This is a genomic window from Mesorhizobium sanjuanii (assembly GCF_002529485.1).
Taxonomy (GTDB): Bacteria; Pseudomonadota; Alphaproteobacteria; order Rhizobiales; family Rhizobiaceae; genus Mesorhizobium; species Mesorhizobium sanjuanii.
In genome coordinates, this window is sequence record NZ_NWQG01000051.1 from 1 (window position 1) to 20,031 (window position 20,031).

Genomic DNA, 20,031 nt, shown 5'->3' on the forward strand with positions numbered 1-20,031 from the left:
ATCTCGGCGACCCGCTCTATCCGACCGATTTCCTCTATTCCCGCCAGATCGTGGCGCTGATGCCGCTTCTGGTGCGCGATCGTCCGGGAACCGCCATCGCCATGGCGGTCGGCATCATCGGCGGCCTGTCGCTGCTCGTCTATGGCTGGCGGCTATGGCGCCGGCGGGTGCCGGCACTCAGCCACAAGGGCCGTCTCGCCCGGTTGGCGCTGACGGTGCCGCTGCTCGCCTTCTTCGTCTCGATCATGGATTATGCCACCTTCTCGTGGACCCGCGACCGGCTGCAGATCATCCCGATCATGTGGGACCAGAAGGAGAATTACGCTTCCAACGGCTTCGCGCTTGCCTTCGCGCTCAATGTGCCGATGGCGCATGTCTCGGCGCCGGCAGGTTATTCCGACAAGGCGATGGCGGCGATCGACAGGCCCGGTGTGACGGCCACGATGCCGGCAGAGAAGCCGGACATCATCGTCGTCATGAGCGAATCCTTCTGGGATCCGACCAAATTGCCGGGCGTCACCATCACGCCCGACCCGATCCCCAATGTACGAGCGTTGCGCTCGGGCTATATGTTCTCGCCGGAATTCGGCGGCATGACCGCCAACATCGAGTTCGAGGCGCTGACCGGCTTTTCCAACGCCTTCCTGCCGGCAGGCAGCATTCCCTACCAGCAATATGTGCGCAGGCCGACGCCCTCGCTGGCGACCTTCCTGAAAAGCGAAGGCTACCGGGCACGCGCCATCCATCCGGGCACCAACTGGTTCTGGAACCGCGGCGCGGTCTACGCCGATTTCGGCTTCAACGACTTCAAATCGGAAGAGACCTTGCCGCCGATGCAAAAGCGCGGGCCGCTGGCATCGGACGCGTCGATGACCGACGAGATCATTCGCGAAGCCGACGCCAGCGCCGACCCTGTCTTCTTCTTCGCCGTCAGCCTGCAGAACCACGGGCCCTACGAGCCGCACCGCTACTACAATCCGACCCACAAGGTGCAGGCGCCGATCAGCCAGTGGGCGCGTGAATCGCTGTTGAGCTACACGGAAGGCTCTTCGGACGCGGACCGCGGCCTTGAGCGCCTCATCGAATGGGCCAAGAAACGCGAGCGGCCGACGGTCATCGCCTTCTTTGGCGACCATCTGCCGCCGCTTGGCCCGGTCTATGTCGAGACCGGCTTCATGAAGGACAATGTCGCGCCGCGCAAGGAGCCGGCCGACCAGATGCTGCAGCATCACCAGACGCCGCTGGTCATCTGGTCGAACCGCACCGGGCCGGCCGAGGACATGGGCGCGGTGAGCCCAGCCTTCCTGCCCTACCATATCCTGACGACCGCCGGGATCAGCCATCCCTACTACACCGGCTTCCTTGGCCAGATGCGAGAGCGCTACCGCGTCGTCGACCGCAATTTGTTGCTGACGCCGACGGGCGAGGCCGTCCCCGACTGGGCACGGCAGAAGAACGTCGACCCGGCCATCGACAGTTTCCGCCTGCTGCAGTACGACATGATGTTCGGCAAGCGCCGCGCGGCGCCCGACTTCTTCCCCGAAACGGTGGACAAGCTCGGCCCGCATACAAGCTGAGCGACATATCGTCCGTGCAACGGCCGATTTTCCAGGGCAATCGGGTGAAGAAGTTAGTGACAAAGCGCTGCTGAGCTGAATCAGTTTTCCGCGACGATGAATGCCGCGTCAGAAATGCCCCGGCCAATTTCACCACCATCAAGCACATCGCGACCAACCTTCTGCGACTGCCGACCAGCAAAGATTCGCTGTGCTCAAGGCGAAAAATCGCGGCATGGGACGATGACTTCCTGGCAAGCCTCATCGCGCAATGATGCCTTCACCCGATTCCTGGCCGATTTTCCGCCTGCCCTTGCCTTCCGGCCGGATTGCTGTATAGACGCCCGCAATCTGCCGGTCCTTGCTGGGGGCTGAACGGAGGGCCGGAGGTTTTTTCGAAAATCTTTGTGTGAAGCCAGAAGCGCTTCCGCCTCCCGTGTCTCCGCTCTCGACCGTCTCGTGATGCTCCTTTCTTCCCCGCCCCTTCGGGACAGCGGGTCAGAGAAGTTGCAGAGGCTTTTGCCGCCGGGAACCGGGAGAGAAACGAAGAAAGGCAAAGAACTATATGGCTCTCTACGAACATGTGTTTCTTGCCCGGCAGGACCTCTCGCAGCAGCAGGTCGATGCGCTTGTCGAACAGTACAAGGGCGTCATATCAGCGAATGGCGGGTCCGTCGGCCGGGTCGAGAACTGGGGACTGAAGTCCCTCACCTACCGGGTCAACAAGAACCGGAAGGCCTATTACACGCTGATGGACATCACCTGCCCGCCGGCTGCGCTCAACGAGATGGAGCGCCAGATGGGCCTGTCCGAGGACGTGCTGCGTTTTCTCACCATCAAGGTCGATGCGCATGAGGAAGGCCCGTCGGCGATGATGCAGAAGCGCGAAGAGCGCTCGGAGCGCGGCGGCTTCGGCGACCGCGACCGCGGCCCGCGCTCGTTCGGCGACCGCGATCGCGGCGACCGTGGCGATCGTCCGCCGCGCAGCTTCGGCGACCGCGACCGTGGCGACCGTCCGCCACGCAGCATTGAAGGGGGTGCAGAATAATGGTCGACATCAATCAGATCCCGACCCGGCGCCCGTTCCACCGCCGCCGCAAGACCTGCCCGTTCTCCGGCGCCAACGCGCCCAAGATCGACTACAAGGACGTGCGTCTTCTGCAGCGCTACATTTCCGAGCGCGGCAAGATCGTTCCGTCGCGCATCACCGCCGTCAGCCAGAAGAAGCAGCGCGAACTCGCCAAGGCGATCAAGCGGGCACGCTTCCTCGGCCTGCTGCCCTACGTGGTTCGCTAAGGCCTTTTGGCTGACCATGATCTTGTCCGAAAACCGGTTTCCACTTTTCGGGATCATGGTCTGACTTTCGAAGCGGGCGGTTCGCCGCCCGCTTTTTCACCGGCCATGACGGGCATGACCGGGTCGAACATCAAATCCCGAGTTGGATTTCGAAAGAAATCCTAACTGCCGACAGGCAGGACAGCGACACCAGCGCCAAGGCGCTCAAGCTTCCTGACCTGCTCCGATGAATTCGGCGTCCGCGCCCAACCTGAAGGAACAAAACCATGGAAGTCATTCTCCTCGAACGCGTTTCCCGCCTCGGCCAGATGGGCGATACCGTCAAGGTCAAGGACGGGTTTGCCCGTAATTTCCTGTTACCGCATGGCAAGGCGCTGCGCGCCAACGAAACCAACAAGAAGAAATTCGAGGGACAGCGTGCCCAACTCGAAGCCCGCAATCTCGAGCGCAAGTCGGAAGCCACGCAGGTTGCCGAGAAGCTCGACGGCAAGAGCTTCATCGCCGTGCGTTCGGCCGGCGAAACCGGCCAGCTCTACGGTTCGGTTTCGACCCGCGACATCGCCGAGTTGCTGACGGCGGAAGGTTTTTCGGTCAACCGCAACCAGATCCTGCTCAACCAGCCGATCAAGACCATCGGCCTTACCAATGTGGCGATCGCGCTGCATCCGGAAGTCGAAGTCACCGTCACACTCAACATCGCCCGCACGGCCGACGAAGCCGAGCGCCAGGCCAAGGGCGAGACGCTGACCACCGCCGAAGCCATCTATGGCGAAGACATCAACGACAATGCGCGGCCGGAAAATTTCTTCGACCCCAATGCCGAATTCGAAGGCGAGGAAGACAACGCCTGATTGCGCATTGCGGGCCCCAAAACCGCCCCCTGATCAATTTTGTCGGCTTCCAGTTATTCTGGACCAATGCCCGGGCCTCTCGCCCGGGCATTTTTGTGCCAAAAGGAACTTTTCGAACCCCTATATATTGTTGCAGACTACAACGTCGCGCGTCGTTTGGACGCGCAAAGGACGTTGTGGCACGTTGACTAGGGCGCATGCTCCTTGCCGAAGCCGGTAGCGATTTCATGCGCGAACAGCAGTCTGACCGAGAGGGGACGTTTGGTCATGAATATTCTGTTGAAGCGCGTACTTGACCGCCTGGTGCGTACCGGCAATCTCAAGGTAACCGGACCCAAGGGCCTGTCAGTGATTTTCGGCGACGGTTCCGGCGAGCCGGTACACATGCACATCAAGACCAGGCACGCCGAGCGTGCCATCACCTTCGATCCGATGCTGGCGGTGCCGGAAGCCTACATGGACGGCGAACTCGACATCCTTGAAGGCGGCGTTCTGGGTCTGATGCGCATCGCCTTCCAGAACATGGGCAGCGGCGGCATCGACGCCACCTGGTCGAAGGCAATCGAGGGCCTGCGCCACGCCTTTCGCCGCCTGCAGCAGATCAACACGGCCGCGCGCGCGCGCCGCAACGTGCAGCGCCACTACGACCTGTCGGGCGACCTCTACCGGCTCTTCCTCGACGAGGACATGCAGTATTCCTGCGCCTATTTCGAGCAGCCGGACATGACGCTCGACGAGGCGCAGGCCGCCAAGAAACGGCACATCGCCGCCAAGCTCAGGCTGAAGGCCGGCCAGACGGTGCTCGACATCGGCTCCGGCTGGGGCGGGCTCGGCCTCTATCTGGCGAAATCCTTCGATGTCGATGTCCAGGGCGTCACCCTGTCGACCGAGCAACATGGGGTCGCAACCGATCGCGCCCATGCGCAAGGCCTGGAAAACCGGGTGCACTTCGAACTGAAGGACTACCGCGAACTCAACGAGCGTTTTGACCGCATCGTCTCGGTCGGCATGTTCGAGCATGTCGGCGTCAACCATTTCCGCACCTTCTTCGACAAGTCGGCGACACTGCTCAAGCCGGACGGCGTCATGCTGCTGCACACGATCGGCCGTTCCGGGGTGCCGTGGGCGACCAGCGCCTTCATCCGCAAATATATATTCCCGGGCGGCTACATCCCGTCACTGTCCGAAGTGATGCCGGCGATCGAGAAGTCGGGGCTTGTCGTCACCGACATCGAGATCCTGCGGCTGCACTATGCCGACACGCTGAAGCACTGGGGCCAGCGCTTCGCCGCCAACCGCGACAAGGCCAAGGCGATCTATGACGAGCGTTTCTGCCGCATGTGGGAGTTCTACCTGGCAGCCTCGGAAGCCGCTTTCCGCTGGCAGGATCTGGTGATCTTCCAGATCCAGATCGCCAAGAAGAACGACACGCTGCCGATGTCGCGCGACTACATGGCCAAATGCGAAAAGGCGCTGGAGATGCGCGACATGGGGCATCGCGAAAAGGCCCCTACCGCCAAACCCGCCCGGCGCCGCAAGGTGGCTGATCCGGAATAGACCCGGCGATTGCGCCATTGCCGCTTGCCATTGCAGGCCTGCACGCTGAAAAAGGTTTCGCCACCGCGAGACCCTTTTCATGACCCACCTCCTCTATGTCGCCGCAGCACTTGCCGAGATCGCCGGCTGCTTTTCGTTCTGGGCGTGGTGGCGGCTGGAAAAGTCGCCGCTGTGGCTGGCGCCGGGCCTCGTCTGCCTCGCTTTGTTCGGCTTCCTGCTCGCGCTGGTCGACACGTCGGCCGCCGGCCGCGCCTATGCCGCCTATGCCGCCTATGGCGGCATCTATATCGCGGCATCGCTGGGCTGGCTGTGGCTGGTGGAAGCCGTGCGTCCCGACCGCTGGGACCTTGCGGGTGCGGCGCTCTGCATCATTGGCGCCTCGGTCATCCTGCTCGCGCCTCGGGGGGCGTGATGGAGCTGCCTGCTCCACTTCGGCAAGGTGTCGAACGCATTCTCGAAAAAGTGCCGCTGGCTGTGCTCAAGCAAGCGGCAAGGACGCTATCGGACCGCTACCGCGCCGAGCTGCGCGACGGCCGCCTGCATATGGCCGAGGAGATGGCGGTGAAGGCCTATCTGGCGACACGGCTGCCGGCGACCTATGCCGCCGTCCGCGCCAGCCTGGATGCGGTCAGCGAGGCGCGGCCCGCTTACACACCGAAAACCCTGCTCGATGTCGGCGCCGGCCCGGGTACGGTGCTTTGGGCCACGGCCGATCTCTGGCCCGACCTCAAGGATGCTGTGCTGATTGAGGCAAGCGCCGCGGTGCGCGGGGTCGGCGCGGCTCTTGCCACTGAGGCGATCACGGCCCGGATCGCCTGGTTGGCCGGCGATGCCACCATCGACCTTGGCGATCTGAAGCCCGCCGATCTGGTCACTTGTGCCTATGTGCTGGATGAGATCGCGCCGGCGTCGCTGCCCAAGCTCGTCGACAGGCTCTGGCAGCTCACCGCCGACACGCTTCTGGTGATCGAGCCGGGCACGCCTGCCGGATGGCAACGCATTCTTGCCGCGCGCCGGCAATTGGTCGAGGCCGGCGCGCATGTTCTTGCGCCTTGCCCGCACGAGATGCCCTGCCCGCTCGCGGCGCCGGACTGGTGCCATTTCTCGCGTCGCGTCGCCCGCTCGCGCCTGCACCGGCTGGCCAAGGACGCCGATGTGCCGTGGGAGGACGAGAAATTCATCTACGTCGCCGCCTCGCGGCAACCTGTCCCTTCCCGCTCGGGGCGCGTGATCGCGCCGCCGAAATCCGGTTCGGGCAAGGTTCAACTCAAGCTTTGCGAAACGGACGGCAGCGCTGGCGAAAAACTGTTCACCAAGCGCGATGGCGAACTGTTCAAGACGGCGCGGCGGCTAGACTGGGGCGACTCAATCTAATCTCGTGTCGATTCCTGGCGCAGTTTTCTCTCCTTCGATTTTGTTCTTGATTTGTTCAAAGCATCGCGTAGAATCGCAACCTTGCCGAGTCAAATGGAATCAGAGCCCGGGAATTCTGTCCTGTGGACTGTTTGCCGTTCCTGTGAACAGCGGGCATCAACGCTGATTGAGTACGAGTGATGCATATAAGTCAGCACCGGCTCCTTCTCGTTCTGGTATCTCGAGGCCGGGATCGAAATCGGGGACATCATGGCAGAGGCAGCGCGAAAATTCGGCGTCGCGGAACAACCGCTCTATCGCGAGGCACCGAACAACATCGAGGCGGAGCAGGCTCTGCTCGGCGCCATTCTCGTCAACAACGATGCCTTCTACCGCGTTTCGGACTTCCTCAAGTCGGGTCATTTCTACGAGCCGCTGCATAGAAAGATCTTCGAGGTCGCGGCCGAACTCATCCGCATGGGCAAGATAGCGACGCCGATCACGCTGAAGACCTTCCTGCCGGCCGACGAGAAGGTCGGCGACATGACGGTGGCGCAATATGTCGTGCGGCTGGCTGTCGAGGCGGTCACCGTCGTCAACGCCGCCGACTACGGCCGCGCCATCTACGATCTCGCCACGCGGCGCGCGCTGATCACCGTCGGCGAGGACATGGTCAACATCGCCTATGACGCGCCGGTCGACATGTCGCCGTCCGAACAGATCGAGGATGCCGAACGCCGGCTGTTCGAACTGGCAGAGACCGGCCGCTACGACGGCGGCTTCGAGAGCTTCACCGACGCGGTCAAGACCGCCGTCGACATGGCCAACGCCGCCTATATGCGGGACGGGCATTTGTCGGGCATTGCGACGGGCATGCGCGATCTCGACCGCCGCATGGGCGGGCTGCAGCCGTCGGACCTGATCATCATCGCCGGCCGTCCCGGCATGGGCAAGACCTCGCTCGCGACGAACATGGCCTTCAACATCGCCGAGGCCTATGTGCCGGCGCAGCAGGCTGACGGTTCGTTCAAGGCGGCCAATGGCGGGGTCGTCGGCTTCTTCTCGCTCGAAATGTCGTCGGAACAGCTCGCCACCCGCATCATTTCCGAGCAGACCGAGATCCCTTCATCAAAGATCCGCCGCGGTGAGATTTCCGAGATGGATTTCGAGAAGCTGGTCGCCTGCTCGCAGACCATGCAGAAGATCCCGCTGTTCATCGACCAGACCGGCGGCATCTCCATCGCCCAGTTGTCGGCCCGCGCGCGGCGGCTGAAGCGCCAGCGTGGCCTCGACCTTATCGTGATCGATTATATCCAGCTGATGCAGGGCTCGAGCACCAAGTCCTCGCAGAACCGCGTGCAGGAAATCACCGAAATCACCACCGGGCTGAAGGCACTGGCCAAGGAGCTCTCGGTGCCGATCATCGCGCTGTCGCAGCTGTCGCGCCAGGTCGAAAGCCGTGACGACAAGCGCCCGCAGCTCTCGGATCTACGCGAATCCGGTTCGATCGAGCAGGACGCCGACGTGGTGATGTTCGTCTACCGCGAGGAATATTATCTGAAGAACCGCGAGCCGAAGCCCGGCACCGACGAATACATCAAATGGGAAAACGAGATGAACGAGATGCGCGGCAAGGCCGAGGTCATCGTCGCCAAGCAGCGCCATGGGCCGACCGGCTCGGTCAGCCTCGCCTTCCAGGGCGAATTCACCCGCTTCTCCGACCTTGCGGAAGAGCATCATATTGCGGAGAGGTTTGAGTAGCGTTTGACTTACCGCCGCGCTCCGTCACCCCCCCCTCTGTCCTGCCGGACATCTCCCCCGCAAGGGGGGAGATCAGCAACTTTGCCGGCCGCACTCTTCCTGCAACGTCAGCGATTGGCGAAAGCGATGGCGACATCAAATCTCCCCCCTTGCGGGGGAGATGTCCGGCAGGACAGAGGGGGGTGGGCAGGATCGCCAGCCTTCGGCCATTTGCGAACGACGCGACGCTAATGGCCAAGTCCCGCGTCCAGTTTATCTGCCAGAATTGCGGATCGGTGCATCAGCGCTGGGCCGGCAAATGCGATGCCTGTGGCGAGTGGAACACGCTGGTCGAGGAAGGCACGGCCGGCGGCATCGGTTCGGGCCCGGCCAACACCCGCAACGCGCGCAAGGGTCGCGCCGTGGTGCTGACAAGCCTGTCGGGCGACATCGAGGATGCGCCGCGCATCGTCTCCGGCATCGGCGAACTCGACCGCGCCACCGGCGGCGGTTTCGTCCGCGGCTCGGCTCTGCTGGTCGGCGGCGATCCCGGCATCGGCAAGTCGACCCTGCTCACCCAGGCGGCCGCGGCACTCGCCGCAAAGGGCCACCGCATCGTCTATGTCTCGGGTGAAGAGGCCGTCGCCCAGATCAGGCTGCGGGCGCAGCGGCTCGGCGTCGCCGACACCCCGGTGGAGCTGGCCGCCGAGACCAATGTCGAGGACATCCTGGCCACAATCGCCGACGGCAAGCGGCCGGACCTGGTGATCCTCGATTCGATCCAAACCTTGTGGACCGACATGGCCGATTCGGCGCCCGGCACCGTCACCCAGGTGCGCGCCGCCGCCCAGGCGATGATCCGCTATGCGAAATCCACAGGGGCGGCGATCGTGCTCGTCGGCCATGTCACCAAGGAAGGCCAGATCGCGGGCCCTCGCGTCGTCGAGCACATGGTCGATGCTGTGCTCTATTTCGAGGGCGAAGGCGGCCATCACTACCGCATCCTGCGCACGGTCAAGAACCGGTTCGGTCCGACCGACGAGATCGGTGTCTTCGAAATGTCGGACAAGGGCCTGCGCGAGGTCGCCAACCCGTCCGAGCTTTTCCTCGGCGAACGCCATGCGAAATCGCCGGGCGCCGCGGTTTTCGCCGGCATGGAAGGCACGCGTCCGGTGCTGGTCGAGATTCAGGCGCTGGTGGCGCCATCGTCGCTGGGGACGCCGCGCCGCGCCGTCGTCGGCTGGGACGGCGCCCGGCTGTCGATGATCCTCGCCGTTCTCGAGGCCCATTGCGGGGTCCGCTTCGGCACGCACGACGTCTATCTCAACGTCGCCGGCGGCTACCGCATCACGGAGCCGGCTGCCGATCTCGCTGTCGCCGCTGCGCTGGTTTCGTCGCTCACCGGTCTTGCCCTTCCGGCCGATTGCGTCTATTTCGGCGAAATCAGCCTTTCGGGCGCCGTGAGGCCGGTTGCGCATGCGCAGCAGCGCCTCAAGGAAGCCGAAAAGCTGGGTTTTGGAAGTGCGGTTCTGCCCTTGGGCAGCGAGGAACTTGTTGGTGGCAATGGAGCCGGGGGGATAGGGGCCGGCGCTTTCCAGCCCACCGAGCTGGCCGACCTCGTGGCGCGCATAGCCGGCTCAAGGCGCAGCCGCGCCGAGGAGCAAGAGTGACGCGACTCGCCCGAGTTGTGATAAAGAGATCGGAGTGGGGCCAAAGACATGCCGATTACGCTGCTTGACGGAATTCTCGTCGGCTTCACCCTGGTCTCGGCGATGCTCGCCATGGTCCGCGGCTTTTCACGCGAGGTCCTGTCCATCATCGCCTGGATAGCAGCGGCGGCCGCGGCATTCTTCTTATACAAGCCGGTCCTGCCTTACGTTCAGCCCTATATCGACAATGAGAAGATCGCCATGGCGGCGTCCGCCGGCATCGTCTTCGTCATTGCGCTCATCGTGGTTTCCGTCATCACCATGAAGCTCGCCGACTGGATCATCGATTCCAGGATCGGCGCGCTCGACCGCACGCTGGGCTTCCTCTATGGCGCGGCGCGCGGCATCCTGGTCGTCGCGGTGGCCTTGCTGTTCTTCAACTGGCTGGCCGGCACCAAGGCTCCGGGCTGGGTCGCCAACGCCAAATCGCGGCCGCTGCTGGAATCGATCGGCGCCAAGCTCGAAAGCATGCTGCCCGAGGATCCGGAAAACACCATCCTCAAGCAGCTCAACCCGAATCAGCCTGCCGCACCGGAGGCCGGCGCCGAGACGCCGGCGGCTCCTGACGCGCCTGCGGCTGATGCGCCGGCAACCAGTGACGAAGCCCCGGCGCCAGACGACAGCGAAACCGACGCGCCGCCGGCCGACAACGCCCCAGCCACCCCACCCACCACTCCGGCGCCGGCAAACTGAGGCCGGACCGGACCAGGTCTGCGGCGCGACGGACCCGACGATGATGTGAATGCCGTACGGCGTGCGTTGCTTTCGACGCGCGATCGCCCTATATGGCGATTTTAGCGGAGCTTGAGCCCCATGGCAGTTTCGAAGGCAGACGCAGACGACGTGCTTTCCGCCGAAGCCGACGATCATTTCCACGACGAATGCGGTGTGTTCGGCATTTTCGGCCGGCAGGACGCCGCGGCCATCGTCACGCTCGGCCTGCATGCGCTCCAGCATCGCGGCCAGGAAGCGGCCGGCATCGTTTCCTATGACGGCACCCAGTTCCATGTCGAGCGCCATGTCGGCCTGATCGGCGACACCTTCACCAAGCCGCATGTCATCGACAGCCTGCAAGGCAACCGCGCCATCGGCCACACGCGCTACGCCACCACCGGCGGCGCCGGCCTGCGCAATATCCAGCCATTTTTCGCCGAACTCGCCGATGGCGGTTTCGCCGTCGCCCACAATGGCAACCTCACCAACGCCATGACCGTGCAGCGCGCGCTGCAAAAACAGGGCGCGATCTTTTCGTCGACCTCCGACACCGAGACGATCCTGCACCTGGTCGCGACCAGCAAGGAGCGCGACCTGAATTCGCGCTTCATCGACGCGGTGCGCCAGGTCGAAGGCGCCTTCTCGCTGGTGGCGATGACCGCCAAGAAGATGATCGGCTGCCGCGATCCGCTCGGCATCCGCCCGCTGGTGCTGGGCGATCTCGACGGCGCCTGGATCCTGGCTTCCGAAACCTGCGCGCTCGACATCATCGGCGCGCGTTTCGTGCGCGACCTGAAGCCCGGCGAGATGGTCGTCGTCACCGCCAAGGGCATTGAGAGCCTGTTCCCCTTCGAGCCGCAGAAGACGCGCTTCTGCATCTTCGAATATGTCTATTTCGCGCGGCCGGATTCCTCAGTCGAGGGCCGCAACGTCTATGAGGTGCGCAAGCGCATCGGCGCCGAGCTGGCGCTCGAAAGCCCGGTAGAGGCCGACATCGTCGTGCCGGTGCCGGATTCGGGCACCCCGGCGGCTATCGGCTTTTCCCAGGCCGCGGGTATTCCGTTCGAGCTCGGCATCATCCGCAACCACTATGTCGGCCGCACCTTCATCCAGCCGGGCGATTCCATCCGCCACATGGGCGTCAAGCTCAAGCACAATGCCAACCGCCGCATGATCGAAGGCAAGCGCGTGGTGCTGGTCGATGACTCGATCGTGCGCGGCACCACCAGCCAGAAGATCGTGCAGATGGTGCGCGACGCCGGCGCCAAGGAAGTGCATATGCGCATCGCCTCGCCGCCGACGCGCGCCTCGTGCTTCTATGGCGTCGATACGCCGGAGAAATCGAAGCTTTTGGCATCGCGCATGTCGGTGGAGGAGATGGCCGACTTCATCCGCGTCGATTCGCTCGGCTTCCTCAGTATCGACGGACTCTACCGCGCCGTCGGCGAAGCCGGCCGCGACAACGAGCAGCCGCAATTCTGCGACGCCTGTTTTACCGGGCAGTATCCGACCCGGCTTGCCGACTTCGAAGGCTCCGACAATGTACGCACGCTGTCGCTGCTGGCGGCGAGCGGGGCTTAGGGCCGCGCTGCAAACGTGAATGTCGCCGGTGTGAAAACTTCTTCGGGATCGTTTTGTCGCGCCCCCCTCTGTCCTGCCGGACATCTCCCCCACGAGGGGGGAGATCGGCTTTCACCCCCGCTTTCGCCACTCTCCAACCTTGCAGAGCCAGCGCCGTCGGCGCGGCAGGCCAATCTCCCCCCTCGTGGGGGAGATGTCCGGCAGGACAGAGGGGGGCGCCATAGAGCGCTAACCTTTGGAGTTGCCCGGTGACCCCTACCCTCGATCTCTCCGGCCGCGTCGCGGTCATCACCGGCGCCTCGCGCGGCATCGGTTATTTTGTCGCCAAGGAGTTGGCCGCCGCCGGCGCGCATGTGATTGCGGTCGCGCGCACCGTCGGCGGGCTGGAGGAGCTCGACGACGAGATCAAGGCGGCTGGCGGACAGGCGACGCTGGTGCCGCTCGACCTTGCCGACATGGCAGGCATCGACCGGCTGGGCGGCGCCATCCATGAGCGTTGGGGCAAGCTCGACATCCTGGTCGCCAACGCCGCCGTGCTCGGCGTCATTTCGCCGATCGGCCATGTCGAGGCCAAGACCTTCGAGAAGGTGATGACCATCAACGTCATTTCGACCTGGCGGCTGATCCGCTCGGTCGACCCGCTGCTGAGGCTCTCCGACGCCGGCCGCGCCATCATCCTGTCGTCCAACGCCGCGCATTCGGCGCGTGCCTTCTGGGCGCCCTACGCGGCCTCGAAGGCGGCGGTCGAAACGATGATGCGCTCCTGGGCGCATGAGACGGAGAACTCGGCGATGCGCGTCAACGCCGCAGACCCCGGCGCCACCCGCACCGCCATGCGTGCGCAGGCCGTACCTGGCGAGGATCCGGAAACGCTGCCGCATCCCCAGGACATCGCCAAGCGCATCGTGCCGCTGGCCAGCCCGGCCCTGAAGGAAACCGGGCTGATCTTCCAGGCCAAGCACAACCGTTTTGTCGCCTACCGGCAGCCGGAATAAAACTGGCCAAGACGGATTAAACCAGCCTCCGGCTACGTTCTTCGAATGTAGAACATTCGAAACCGGAGGACCGATATGCGCAGACTTCTTCTCATTGCCGCCACTGCCACCACCGCAGCCCTGGTCGCCTCGGCAGGGGCAGCTCTGTCGCAAGATGCCACGATGAGTTTCTTCGTCACCAGCGTCGGCTCCGGCAAGGGCGCCGATCTCGGCGGGCTGAAGGGTGCGGACGCGCATTGCGCCTCGCTGGCTGAAGCCGCCGGCGTCACCGGCAAGACCTGGGCTGCCTATCTCTCGACCAGCGATACCGATGCACGCGACCGCATCGGCAAGGGGCCGTGGTTCGACGCCAAGGGCGTAAAAATCGCCGACGATGTCGCCTCGCTGCACAGCGATGCCAACACCATTAGCAAGCAAACGGCGCTAGATGAAAAAGGCGAAGTCATCAATGGCCGCGGCGACAAGCCCAACCGGCACGACATACTGACCGGCTCGAAGCCCGATGGCACGAAGATCGCCGACCAGACCTGCGGCGACTGGACAATGAGCGGGGCCGAGGGCGTGGCGATGGTAGGCCATCATGACCGTATGGGCCTCGACGATTCTGCCGCCGCCAAATCGTGGAATTCCTCGCATGCCTCGCGCGGCGGCTGCAGCCAGGAAGCGCTGCAGGGCACCGGCGGCGACGGCCTGTTCTACTGCTTTGCAGCGAACTGAAGCGTGCAGGCAACGTCCGCGATCCCTCCCGGAGGGATCGCGGACTAAGCAAGACGCTTAGCACCCTTGCACGGTGCTTTAGTATCACGCGGCTGTGATGCCGTGACGAATTGCCGTGCTCCGGCCACGCTTTCGCGCGCCGCCCGGAGTTGATAGGATCGTCGCGACTCCCACAACAATCACAGCGAGGAATTCCCATGGCGGCTTCGAGCGTAGCGTTGGTCTGGTATCTGGTGATTGCCGGCCCGCAAGGCGGCATGGTCGTGCTGCCCAGCACCTTCGACACCCGCGAACAGTGCACCAACGCCGTCACCGAATACCAGAAACAGCCGACACCGGCCGGCTGGGCGGTGCAGTGTGTGCCGAGCGCTTCGCCCTTCACCGATGAAGGCGACGCCGAGGAACCATCGGCGCAGTAGGGATTAATCTCCCCCTTTGAGGGGGAGATGGCCGGCAGGCCAGAGGGGGTTGGTCCGACCGGGCTCGGCCTGCTCTGCAGCAGATGGAGGTTAGCGCTTCACGCGAGACGACCCCCCTCTGCCGCCTTCGGCGGCATCTCCCCCTCAAGGGGGAGATTGGCGCTTAAGCCTCGCGCGCTCACCGTCAATTCAGGTTTCTGGTTGATGGTCTGAAACACCACGCAGTAGCGTTCGGTCAGTTTCAGAAGGGTATCGATGCGCTCCTGCGGCTCGTCGGTGTCGAGGCCGAAATTCAGCCGGACGGCGCGGAAGCCGACCGGCGCGTCCTTTGCCACGCCAAGCGTGCCGCGAAAATCGAGATCGCCTTCGGCTTCGACCGTGGCGGCGCCAAGCCTGAACTCCAGCGCCGTCGCCACCGCCTTCAACGTCACGCCGGCGCACGCGACCAGCGCCTCCAGCAGCATGTCGCCCGAGCAGAGTTCGAGTCCCGAACCGCCGGTTGCGGGATGCAGGCCGGCAACGGCAAGCGCCCTGCCCGTTTCGACCTTGCAAGCGATCGACTCGTCGTCGATCGAGCCCTTGGCCCTTAGCGTGATCAGAGCGCGCGATGCATCGTCCCGATAGGCCTCCTTCAGCGGCGCCTGCATGGCCTTGAGTGCGGTCACGTCCATTTCCATTCCTTTCGACATTCTTTCGCACCTTGATAGCAGCCGCTGTGTTTGAGCGGAACCGAAGTGGCAGATTGCTTGGACCGCACAGACCATTTCCTTTGACTTCGATCGCCTCGGCCATACCTATGCGGGAGTTGTTCTCGCGGAGGTGTCATGCCGTTCAAGCTGAAACTGGTCCCACTCATCCTGCTGATGCTTGCCGCTTTCGCGCAGCCTGTCCTGGCCGAAACTGCTGAGCGGCCGGCGCCCACAGGCGGGGTGCTATCGCTGCTGCCGCTACCGCAGACCACGGATCATTCGATCACGCTGGCCGGGCGCAAGCTCGACTATCAGGCAAAGGCCGGCACGTTGTCTCTGCTTTCCGGCAAGGGCGAGGTCACAGCGGAGATATTCTATGTCGCCTATGTCAGGCGGTCGCCGGACGACGCGGCGAAGGAGCCGCGGCGTCCCATCACCTTCGTGTTCAACGGCGGCCCCGGAGCGGCGTCCGCCTATCTGCATCTCGGCGCGCTCGGCCCGCGCGTAATCGCCACCGGAAACGATGGGGAATTCCTGCCTTCGCCGCAAAAACTCATCGACAATCCGGACAGCTGGCTCGACATGACCGACCTCGTCTTCGTCGATCCCGTCGGAACCGGCTACAGCCGCGAGGCGCCGGGCCAGAACACGCACGATTTCTGGGGGGTTAACCAGGACGCCAGTTCGATAGGCGCCTTCATCCGGCTCTATCTTGCGCAGAACGGCCGCACCGGATCGCCGCTGTTCCTCGCCGGGGAAAGCTATGGTGGCTTCCGGGCGGCGCTGCTCGCCAGGACCTTGCAGGAAGACGTCGGCATCAGCCCGAGCGGCATCGTGCTGATCTCGCCGGCGCTGGAGTTCATGCTGGTGCAGCCCGATGAATTCGACCCCCTGCACTGGGCGCTCGAACTGCCGTCGCTCGCGGCGGTGCGCCTGCGCAGCGAAGGCATTACCGGTCATGCGCTTCGGGACAAGCTGGCGGAGATCGAACGCTATGCGCTGGGCGACTATCTTACCGCCTTGGCCAGCGGGCTGGAACAAGGCGGGCGGGTGGCCAGCCAACGCGTGGCTGACATCACCGGGCTGCCGCTCGACCTCGTCCAGCGGAATTTCGCCCGTATCCCGACCGGACTGTTCGCAAAGGAGTTTGCCCGCGCCAGCGGCAAGGTGCTCAGCCCCTATGACGGCACGATCGCAACAGCCGACATCGCACCCGAGAGCGCTCGCATCGCCGGCCCGGATCCGGTGCTCGACCGCAGCGTGCCGGTACTGACCTCGGCCTTTGTCGGCTATATCAGCGATGAGCTGAACTACCGCACCGATGTCAGCTACCGTCTGCTCAACGGCGAGATCAGCCGCAATTGGGACTATGGCACCTCGCGGCAAGGCTATGCCGGGGTGATGGACGATCTGCAGCGGGCGCGCTCGTTGAACCCCGCCCTCGGCGTCGTGATCGTCAACGGCTACACAGACCTCGTCACGCCCTATCTGGCCTCGCGCTATCTGGTCAATCAGATCCCGTCGCTCGCCGACGCAAAACCCATCCGCCTCGATGTCGTGGAGGGTGGGCATATGATGTATTTCAGGCCGGACGGCCGACGCGCGCTGAAAGAGGCCGCTTCGGAACTCTACCAGGCGACGCAGTGAGCGCGTCGCAGCTGGATTGAGGGATTCAGGCGACCTCAGGCCGCCACGCGATGACGCCCTCCGTCCGGGCCCGCACCTCAGGCGAGGCCAGGCAGGTGGCAACGGCTTCGTAGCCAGGAGTGCCGGGATATGGGGCGACATAGGTTGGCGGACTGTGATTGGCGGGGCAGAGAATGATCGCTTCGTCGGCCCCGACGGCCGCCAGGTCCAGGATTGCGCAGGAGCGCGTGAGCAGGAAAAGCGGCCGGCTACCGGGGCCACGGCGGCGCAGATGGGCAATCAGCGCCTCCTGGGAAGCCTGGTCCAACCCCTGCTCGATCATGTCGACGATCAGGCTAGCAGGACCCTCGGCCTCCAATCCGGCAAGGAGGGCAAGCAGTGCGTCCGACACCGCGGCGCCATCCTCGACCAGCCAGGCCATCGTCCGGTCGACCCGCGCCCTCAGAGCCGGATCGGCGTCCATGCGGGCAAGAGCCACAGCACATCCGTCCGCCAAACGGTCCAGGCCAAGGAAAGCGGTGTTGGGCAAGCTCTCGGCCAGGCGCCGCGCCAGCCGGGTCTTGCCGCTGCCCAGCGGACCGATGATGTAGTTCAGCGCCCGGACCGGTCCCAGTTCGAACCGCTCGCCGCCCCAGGGCCAGGGAAGATCGAAAGCGACGCCGGGCCTGGCGTCCGGCGCCATCAGGCGCGCCAGTTCCTCCACGGTCGGTGCTTTGCCTCGATCGAGGTTGTCGCGCAGTTTGCCGATCTTCTCCATGATGCCGACAAGCTGACGCAGGCGATCCTCAAGGACCGCCTGGTGCGCGGCCAAGGCTGGCTCCATGCCTCTGGCGTCACCCTCGAGCACCCTCGCCACCTGGGCCAGGCTGAAGCCAAGCCCGCGCAATGCCGCGATCTCGGCCGCGCGGCTCATCTCGACAGGACCGTACGCCCTCCATCCCGCCGCTGTGCGGATCGGAACGATCAGGCCTCGCTGCTCATAGAGCCGCAGGGCCTTGGCCGACACGCCGAGCCGGCTGGCGGCTTCGGAAGCGTTCAGGAACTGGGCGGAGGAGCGCATGGAATCACCTTGTTGCTGGCTGACCGCTTTCTTATCGGGGCTGACCCAGGGGCCAAGTCAACAGCGACGTTCGAAGTGTGCGCCGCGGCCAAGGCTGCCCTGATCTTCACGGCCGGCCTGCTGATCGTCGGCAACGAACATTTCCGCAAGCGGCTAGGATCGGGTATCCCTGCTGACAGTACGGTGTCAGGACGAGGCAGCCTAGTCTGGCGAAATGACAGAGGCTTTGAGCATGCCAGGCACCAGCGACACCGCCGCCGAGCGAACCCTTGGCATCATCCTGGTTTCGGCGTCCGCGGCTGTCTTCGGCCTCACCGGTGTGCTGACCAAGTCGATCCACGCCGATCCGCTGACCATCACCTGCTGGCGCGGCTTTGTCGGCTCGATCCTGATCACGCTCTATGTGCTGTGGCGCCGCCGCCGCTCCGGCGGGCGCGAGAGCCTTCGCCTCGGCTGGCGCGGCTGGCTGCTGGCTGTCGAAGGAGCGCTGGCCAGCATTGCCTTCATCGCGGCGTTCAAGTTCACCTACGTCGCCAATGTCGCGGTCATCTATGCGACGTCGCCCTTCATTGCCGCCCTGCTGGCCTGGGCTCTGGTACGCGAAAAATTCCGGCTGCAGACGATGTTGGCCGCCGCCGTGTCGCTCTGCGGCGTAGGCATCATGGTCTGGTCCGGTTTCGGCACCGGACATCTGTTGGGCGACGGGCTGGCGCTGCTGATGACGATCGGCGCAGCGCTCTACATGATCATGGTACGCGCCTTTCGCGATACGCCGGTGGTGTGGGCCGGTGCGGTGGCGGCATTCCTTCTGTTCGTGCTCGGCTGGCTCGTTACCGATCCGCTGGCGGTGTCGTCCAGGGACGCCGGGCTGCTCGCCACCTTCGGCGCCTCCTTCGCGCTCGCCTCAATCCTGTGGACGGAGGGCGCGCGCCTCATTCCGGCGGCGGAATCCGGCCTGCTCGGTTCTGCCGAAGTGCCGTTTGCGATCCTGTTCGCCTTCCTGTTCCTGGCCGAGATTCCGCCGGCCGCCAGCATGATCGGGGGCGCCATCGTGCTCTGCGCCGTATTCGCCCATGCCGGACGCGACTGGCTCGTGGCCAGGCAGCGTGCGGCACTCTGATCGTGTGCTAAAATCTTATCTGAAATATATTTGCAAAGTCATGGAACCATCATCGGGTTCAGGCATTGTGGGTGCGACGGGTCACCCTAAGTCCCCCAAACCCCTCGACCCGTCTAACCTCCAGCCGATCGTAAGGTCGGCTTTTTCTTTTTGACTCTCACTTTTGCGGCGCTCAGGCGGACATTGAAAGACTGCCGCTCAACAGCGCAGCCAGATCCTGCGCCGGCCGGTCGGCGCCCTTGCGCAGCCGAATGGCGAATTCGGCAATCGGAACCGCCGGCATGGCAAGATTGCGCGGCGCTTCCACGATGCCGGAGTGGGCGAAACGCGCCGTCCTCAACGTCAGCGCGATACCGGCATTCACGGCTGTGCGCAGGCCGGCCAGGCTGGCGCTGCCAGCCGCAATGCGATAGCGGCGACCCGCCGCATCAAGCGCGGCGAGCGCTGCTTCGCGAAAGCCGCAATGCGGATCGAGCAGCGCCAGCGGTATTTCGTCCTGACGCACCGCCAACCCCTTTTGCGAACAGAGCCACACCATCGGCTCCCTGAGCAGGCCGACTTCGTCCGCCGCTGGGACCTGGCGCATGGCGATCGCCAGATCGAGACCGCCGGCCTGCAGCGCCTGGGTCAATTCGGCGGAGCGGCCGACGCGCAGTTCGATCCTGACGCGCGGATGACTGACCGCGAATGCACGCAGCAGGTCCGGTAAACCGCTATCGGCGAAATCCTGCGTCGTGCCGATGGCGACGCGCCCGGCAGCCCGCGCGCCCTTCAGCGCCAGCCACGCCTCACGATGAGCCGCCAGAATGCGCCTGGCATGGCCGACGAGGTCCTCCCCCGCCGGCGTCAGGCTGCGGCCCCTGCCCTGCGGCGCCAGAAGCTGCTCGCCTACGATTTCCTCCAGCCGCTGCATCTGTGTGGTGACGGCCGAGGGCGAGCGGCCGACGATCATTGCCGCCTGTGCCAGCGAGCCGCCATCGACGAAAGCGAGGAATGTTTTCAGGAGGTCAGGATCGAGCGTATGCAT

General features: G+C 64.4%; 19 protein-coding genes and 1 pseudogene. 17 read left to right on the forward strand and 3 right to left on the reverse strand.

Annotated elements, in window-relative coordinates; all coding sequences use genetic code 11:
- The 15 genes and pseudogenes from CN311_RS10370 to CN311_RS10450 all read left to right on the forward strand — a co-directional run.
- Positions 1–1,577: LTA synthase family protein (locus tag CN311_RS10370; protein ID WP_097573411.1), on the forward strand; the 1,577-nt coding region annotated here is incomplete at its 5' end.
- 77 nt (positions 1,578–1,654) lie between these two features.
- A pseudogene (locus CN311_RS10375) lies at positions 1,655–1,831 on the forward strand (ISAs1 family transposase); the annotation flags it as partial.
- A 290-nt stretch (positions 1,832–2,121) separates the two neighbouring features.
- The gene (gene rpsF / locus CN311_RS10380) at positions 2,122–2,604 is read left to right on the forward strand and encodes a 30S ribosomal protein S6 (RefSeq protein ID WP_097573413.1); all 483 of its coding nucleotides are present in this window, start codon (positions 2,122–2,124) and stop codon (positions 2,602–2,604) included.
- Positions 2,604–2,852 carry a 30S ribosomal protein S18 gene (rpsR, locus tag CN311_RS10385; RefSeq protein WP_006203718.1) on the forward strand — a complete coding sequence of 83 codons (249 nt, stop codon included), beginning with the start codon at positions 2,604–2,606 and terminating at the stop codon, positions 2,850–2,852. The genes rpsF and rpsR overlap by 1 nt, the downstream gene beginning before the upstream one ends.
- 266 nt (positions 2,853–3,118) lie before the next feature.
- Positions 3,119–3,703, forward strand: a complete 585-nt coding sequence (gene rplI, locus CN311_RS10390) for a 50S ribosomal protein L9 (RefSeq protein WP_097573414.1) — start codon at positions 3,119–3,121, stop codon at positions 3,701–3,703.
- 267 nt (positions 3,704–3,970) lie between these two features.
- Positions 3,971–5,260, forward strand: coding sequence for a cyclopropane fatty acid synthase (locus CN311_RS10395; protein WP_097573415.1), 1,290 nt, complete (start codon positions 3,971–3,973; stop codon positions 5,258–5,260).
- Between the two features lie 79 nt (positions 5,261–5,339).
- On the forward strand, positions 5,340–5,672 hold the full coding sequence (locus CN311_RS10400) for a YnfA family protein (RefSeq protein WP_097573417.1): 333 nt from the start codon (positions 5,340–5,342) through the stop codon (positions 5,670–5,672).
- Positions 5,672–6,634 carry a small ribosomal subunit Rsm22 family protein gene (locus tag CN311_RS10405; protein WP_097573419.1) on the forward strand — a complete coding sequence of 321 codons (963 nt, stop codon included), beginning with the start codon at positions 5,672–5,674 and terminating at the stop codon, positions 6,632–6,634. Before CN311_RS10400 ends, CN311_RS10405 begins: the two co-directional genes overlap by 1 nt.
- A gap of 249 nt (positions 6,635–6,883) precedes the next feature.
- Positions 6,884–8,374, forward strand: coding sequence for a replicative DNA helicase (locus tag CN311_RS10410; protein WP_097573421.1), 1,491 nt, complete (start codon positions 6,884–6,886; stop codon positions 8,372–8,374).
- A gap of 230 nt (positions 8,375–8,604) precedes the next feature.
- A complete protein-coding gene (gene radA, locus CN311_RS10420; RefSeq protein ID WP_097573423.1) occupies positions 8,605–10,023 on the forward strand; it encodes a DNA repair protein RadA in 1,419 nt (472 codons plus the stop codon).
- A 48-nt stretch (positions 10,024–10,071) separates the two neighbouring features.
- Entirely contained in the window at positions 10,072–10,755 is a 684-nt protein-coding gene (locus CN311_RS10425) for a CvpA family protein (protein ID WP_097573425.1), read from the forward strand.
- Positions 10,756–10,875: 120 nt separating this feature from the next.
- Positions 10,876–12,357, forward strand: coding sequence for an amidophosphoribosyltransferase (gene purF / locus CN311_RS10430; protein WP_097573428.1), 1,482 nt, complete (start codon positions 10,876–10,878; stop codon positions 12,355–12,357).
- Positions 12,358–12,605: 248 nt separating this feature from the next.
- On the forward strand, positions 12,606–13,352 hold the full coding sequence (locus CN311_RS10440) for an SDR family NAD(P)-dependent oxidoreductase (RefSeq protein ID WP_097573430.1): 747 nt from the start codon (positions 12,606–12,608) through the stop codon (positions 13,350–13,352).
- 75 nt (positions 13,353–13,427) lie between these two features.
- Positions 13,428–14,069 carry a hypothetical protein gene (locus tag CN311_RS10445; protein WP_097573432.1) on the forward strand — a complete coding sequence of 214 codons (642 nt, stop codon included), beginning with the start codon at positions 13,428–13,430 and terminating at the stop codon, positions 14,067–14,069.
- Between the two features lie 197 nt (positions 14,070–14,266).
- Complete coding sequence (locus CN311_RS10450) at positions 14,267–14,488, forward strand: hypothetical protein (RefSeq protein WP_097573434.1); 222 nt, start codon at positions 14,267–14,269, stop codon at positions 14,486–14,488.
- Between the two features lie 98 nt (positions 14,489–14,586).
- Here CN311_RS10450 and CN311_RS10455 read toward each other — a convergent pair whose 3' ends face one another.
- The gene (locus CN311_RS10455; protein WP_245440798.1) at positions 14,587–15,159 is read right to left on the reverse strand and encodes an OsmC family protein; all 573 of its coding nucleotides are present in this window, start codon (positions 15,157–15,159) and stop codon (positions 14,587–14,589) included.
- Positions 15,160–15,312: 153 nt separating this feature from the next.
- Here CN311_RS10455 and CN311_RS10460 point away from each other — a divergent pair, with 153 nt between their 5' ends.
- Positions 15,313–16,824 carry a S10 family peptidase gene (locus CN311_RS10460; RefSeq protein WP_097573436.1) on the forward strand — a complete coding sequence of 504 codons (1,512 nt, stop codon included), beginning with the start codon at positions 15,313–15,315 and terminating at the stop codon, positions 16,822–16,824.
- Positions 16,825–16,849: 25 nt separating this feature from the next.
- Here CN311_RS10460 and CN311_RS10465 read toward each other — a convergent pair whose 3' ends face one another.
- Positions 16,850–17,884, reverse strand: coding sequence for a MerR family transcriptional regulator (locus tag CN311_RS10465; protein WP_097573438.1), 1,035 nt, complete (start codon positions 17,882–17,884; stop codon positions 16,850–16,852).
- A gap of 232 nt (positions 17,885–18,116) precedes the next feature.
- On the opposite strand from CN311_RS10465, the gene CN311_RS10470 reads away from it, so the two are divergent.
- On the forward strand, positions 18,117–19,004 hold the full coding sequence (locus CN311_RS10470; RefSeq protein ID WP_097573440.1) for a DMT family transporter: 888 nt from the start codon (positions 18,117–18,119) through the stop codon (positions 19,002–19,004).
- A 172-nt stretch (positions 19,005–19,176) separates the two neighbouring features.
- Here CN311_RS10470 and CN311_RS10475 read toward each other — a convergent pair.
- Positions 19,177–20,031, reverse strand: an 855-nt coding sequence (locus CN311_RS10475) for a LysR substrate-binding domain-containing protein (protein WP_097573442.1), incomplete at its 5' end; no start/stop codon positions are given.

Bases quoted from the DNA above. Each gene is read 5' to 3' on its own strand.
- rpsF (WP_097573413.1), top strand. From the start codon at position 2,122: ATGGCTCTCTACGAACATGTGTTTCTTGCCCGGCAGGACCTCTCGCAG.
- rpsR (WP_006203718.1), top strand. From the start codon at position 2,604: ATGGTCGACATCAATCAGATCCCGACCCGGCGCCCGTTCCACCGCCGC.
- rplI (WP_097573414.1), top strand. From the start codon at position 3,119: ATGGAAGTCATTCTCCTCGAACGCGTTTCCCGCCTCGGCCAGATGGGC.
- CN311_RS10395 (WP_097573415.1), top strand. From the start codon at position 3,971: ATGAATATTCTGTTGAAGCGCGTACTTGACCGCCTGGTGCGTACCGGC.
- CN311_RS10400 (WP_097573417.1), top strand. From the start codon at position 5,340: ATGACCCACCTCCTCTATGTCGCCGCAGCACTTGCCGAGATCGCCGGC.
- CN311_RS10405 (WP_097573419.1), top strand. From the start codon at position 5,672: ATGGAGCTGCCTGCTCCACTTCGGCAAGGTGTCGAACGCATTCTCGAA.
- CN311_RS10410 (WP_097573421.1), top strand. From the start codon at position 6,884: ATGGCAGAGGCAGCGCGAAAATTCGGCGTCGCGGAACAACCGCTCTAT.
- radA (WP_097573423.1), top strand. From the start codon at position 8,605: ATGGCCAAGTCCCGCGTCCAGTTTATCTGCCAGAATTGCGGATCGGTG.
- CN311_RS10425 (WP_097573425.1), top strand. From the start codon at position 10,072: ATGCCGATTACGCTGCTTGACGGAATTCTCGTCGGCTTCACCCTGGTC.
- purF (WP_097573428.1), top strand. From the start codon at position 10,876: ATGGCAGTTTCGAAGGCAGACGCAGACGACGTGCTTTCCGCCGAAGCC.
- CN311_RS10445 (WP_097573432.1), top strand. From the start codon at position 13,428: ATGCGCAGACTTCTTCTCATTGCCGCCACTGCCACCACCGCAGCCCTG.
- CN311_RS10450 (WP_097573434.1), top strand. From the start codon at position 14,267: ATGGCGGCTTCGAGCGTAGCGTTGGTCTGGTATCTGGTGATTGCCGGC.
- CN311_RS10455 (WP_245440798.1), bottom strand. From the start codon at position 15,159: ATGGACGTGACCGCACTCAAGGCCATGCAGGCGCCGCTGAAGGAGGCC.
- CN311_RS10460 (WP_097573436.1), top strand. From the start codon at position 15,313: ATGCCGTTCAAGCTGAAACTGGTCCCACTCATCCTGCTGATGCTTGCC.
- CN311_RS10465 (WP_097573438.1), bottom strand. From the start codon at position 17,884: ATGCGCTCCTCCGCCCAGTTCCTGAACGCTTCCGAAGCCGCCAGCCGG.
- CN311_RS10470 (WP_097573440.1), top strand. From the start codon at position 18,117: ATGCCAGGCACCAGCGACACCGCCGCCGAGCGAACCCTTGGCATCATC.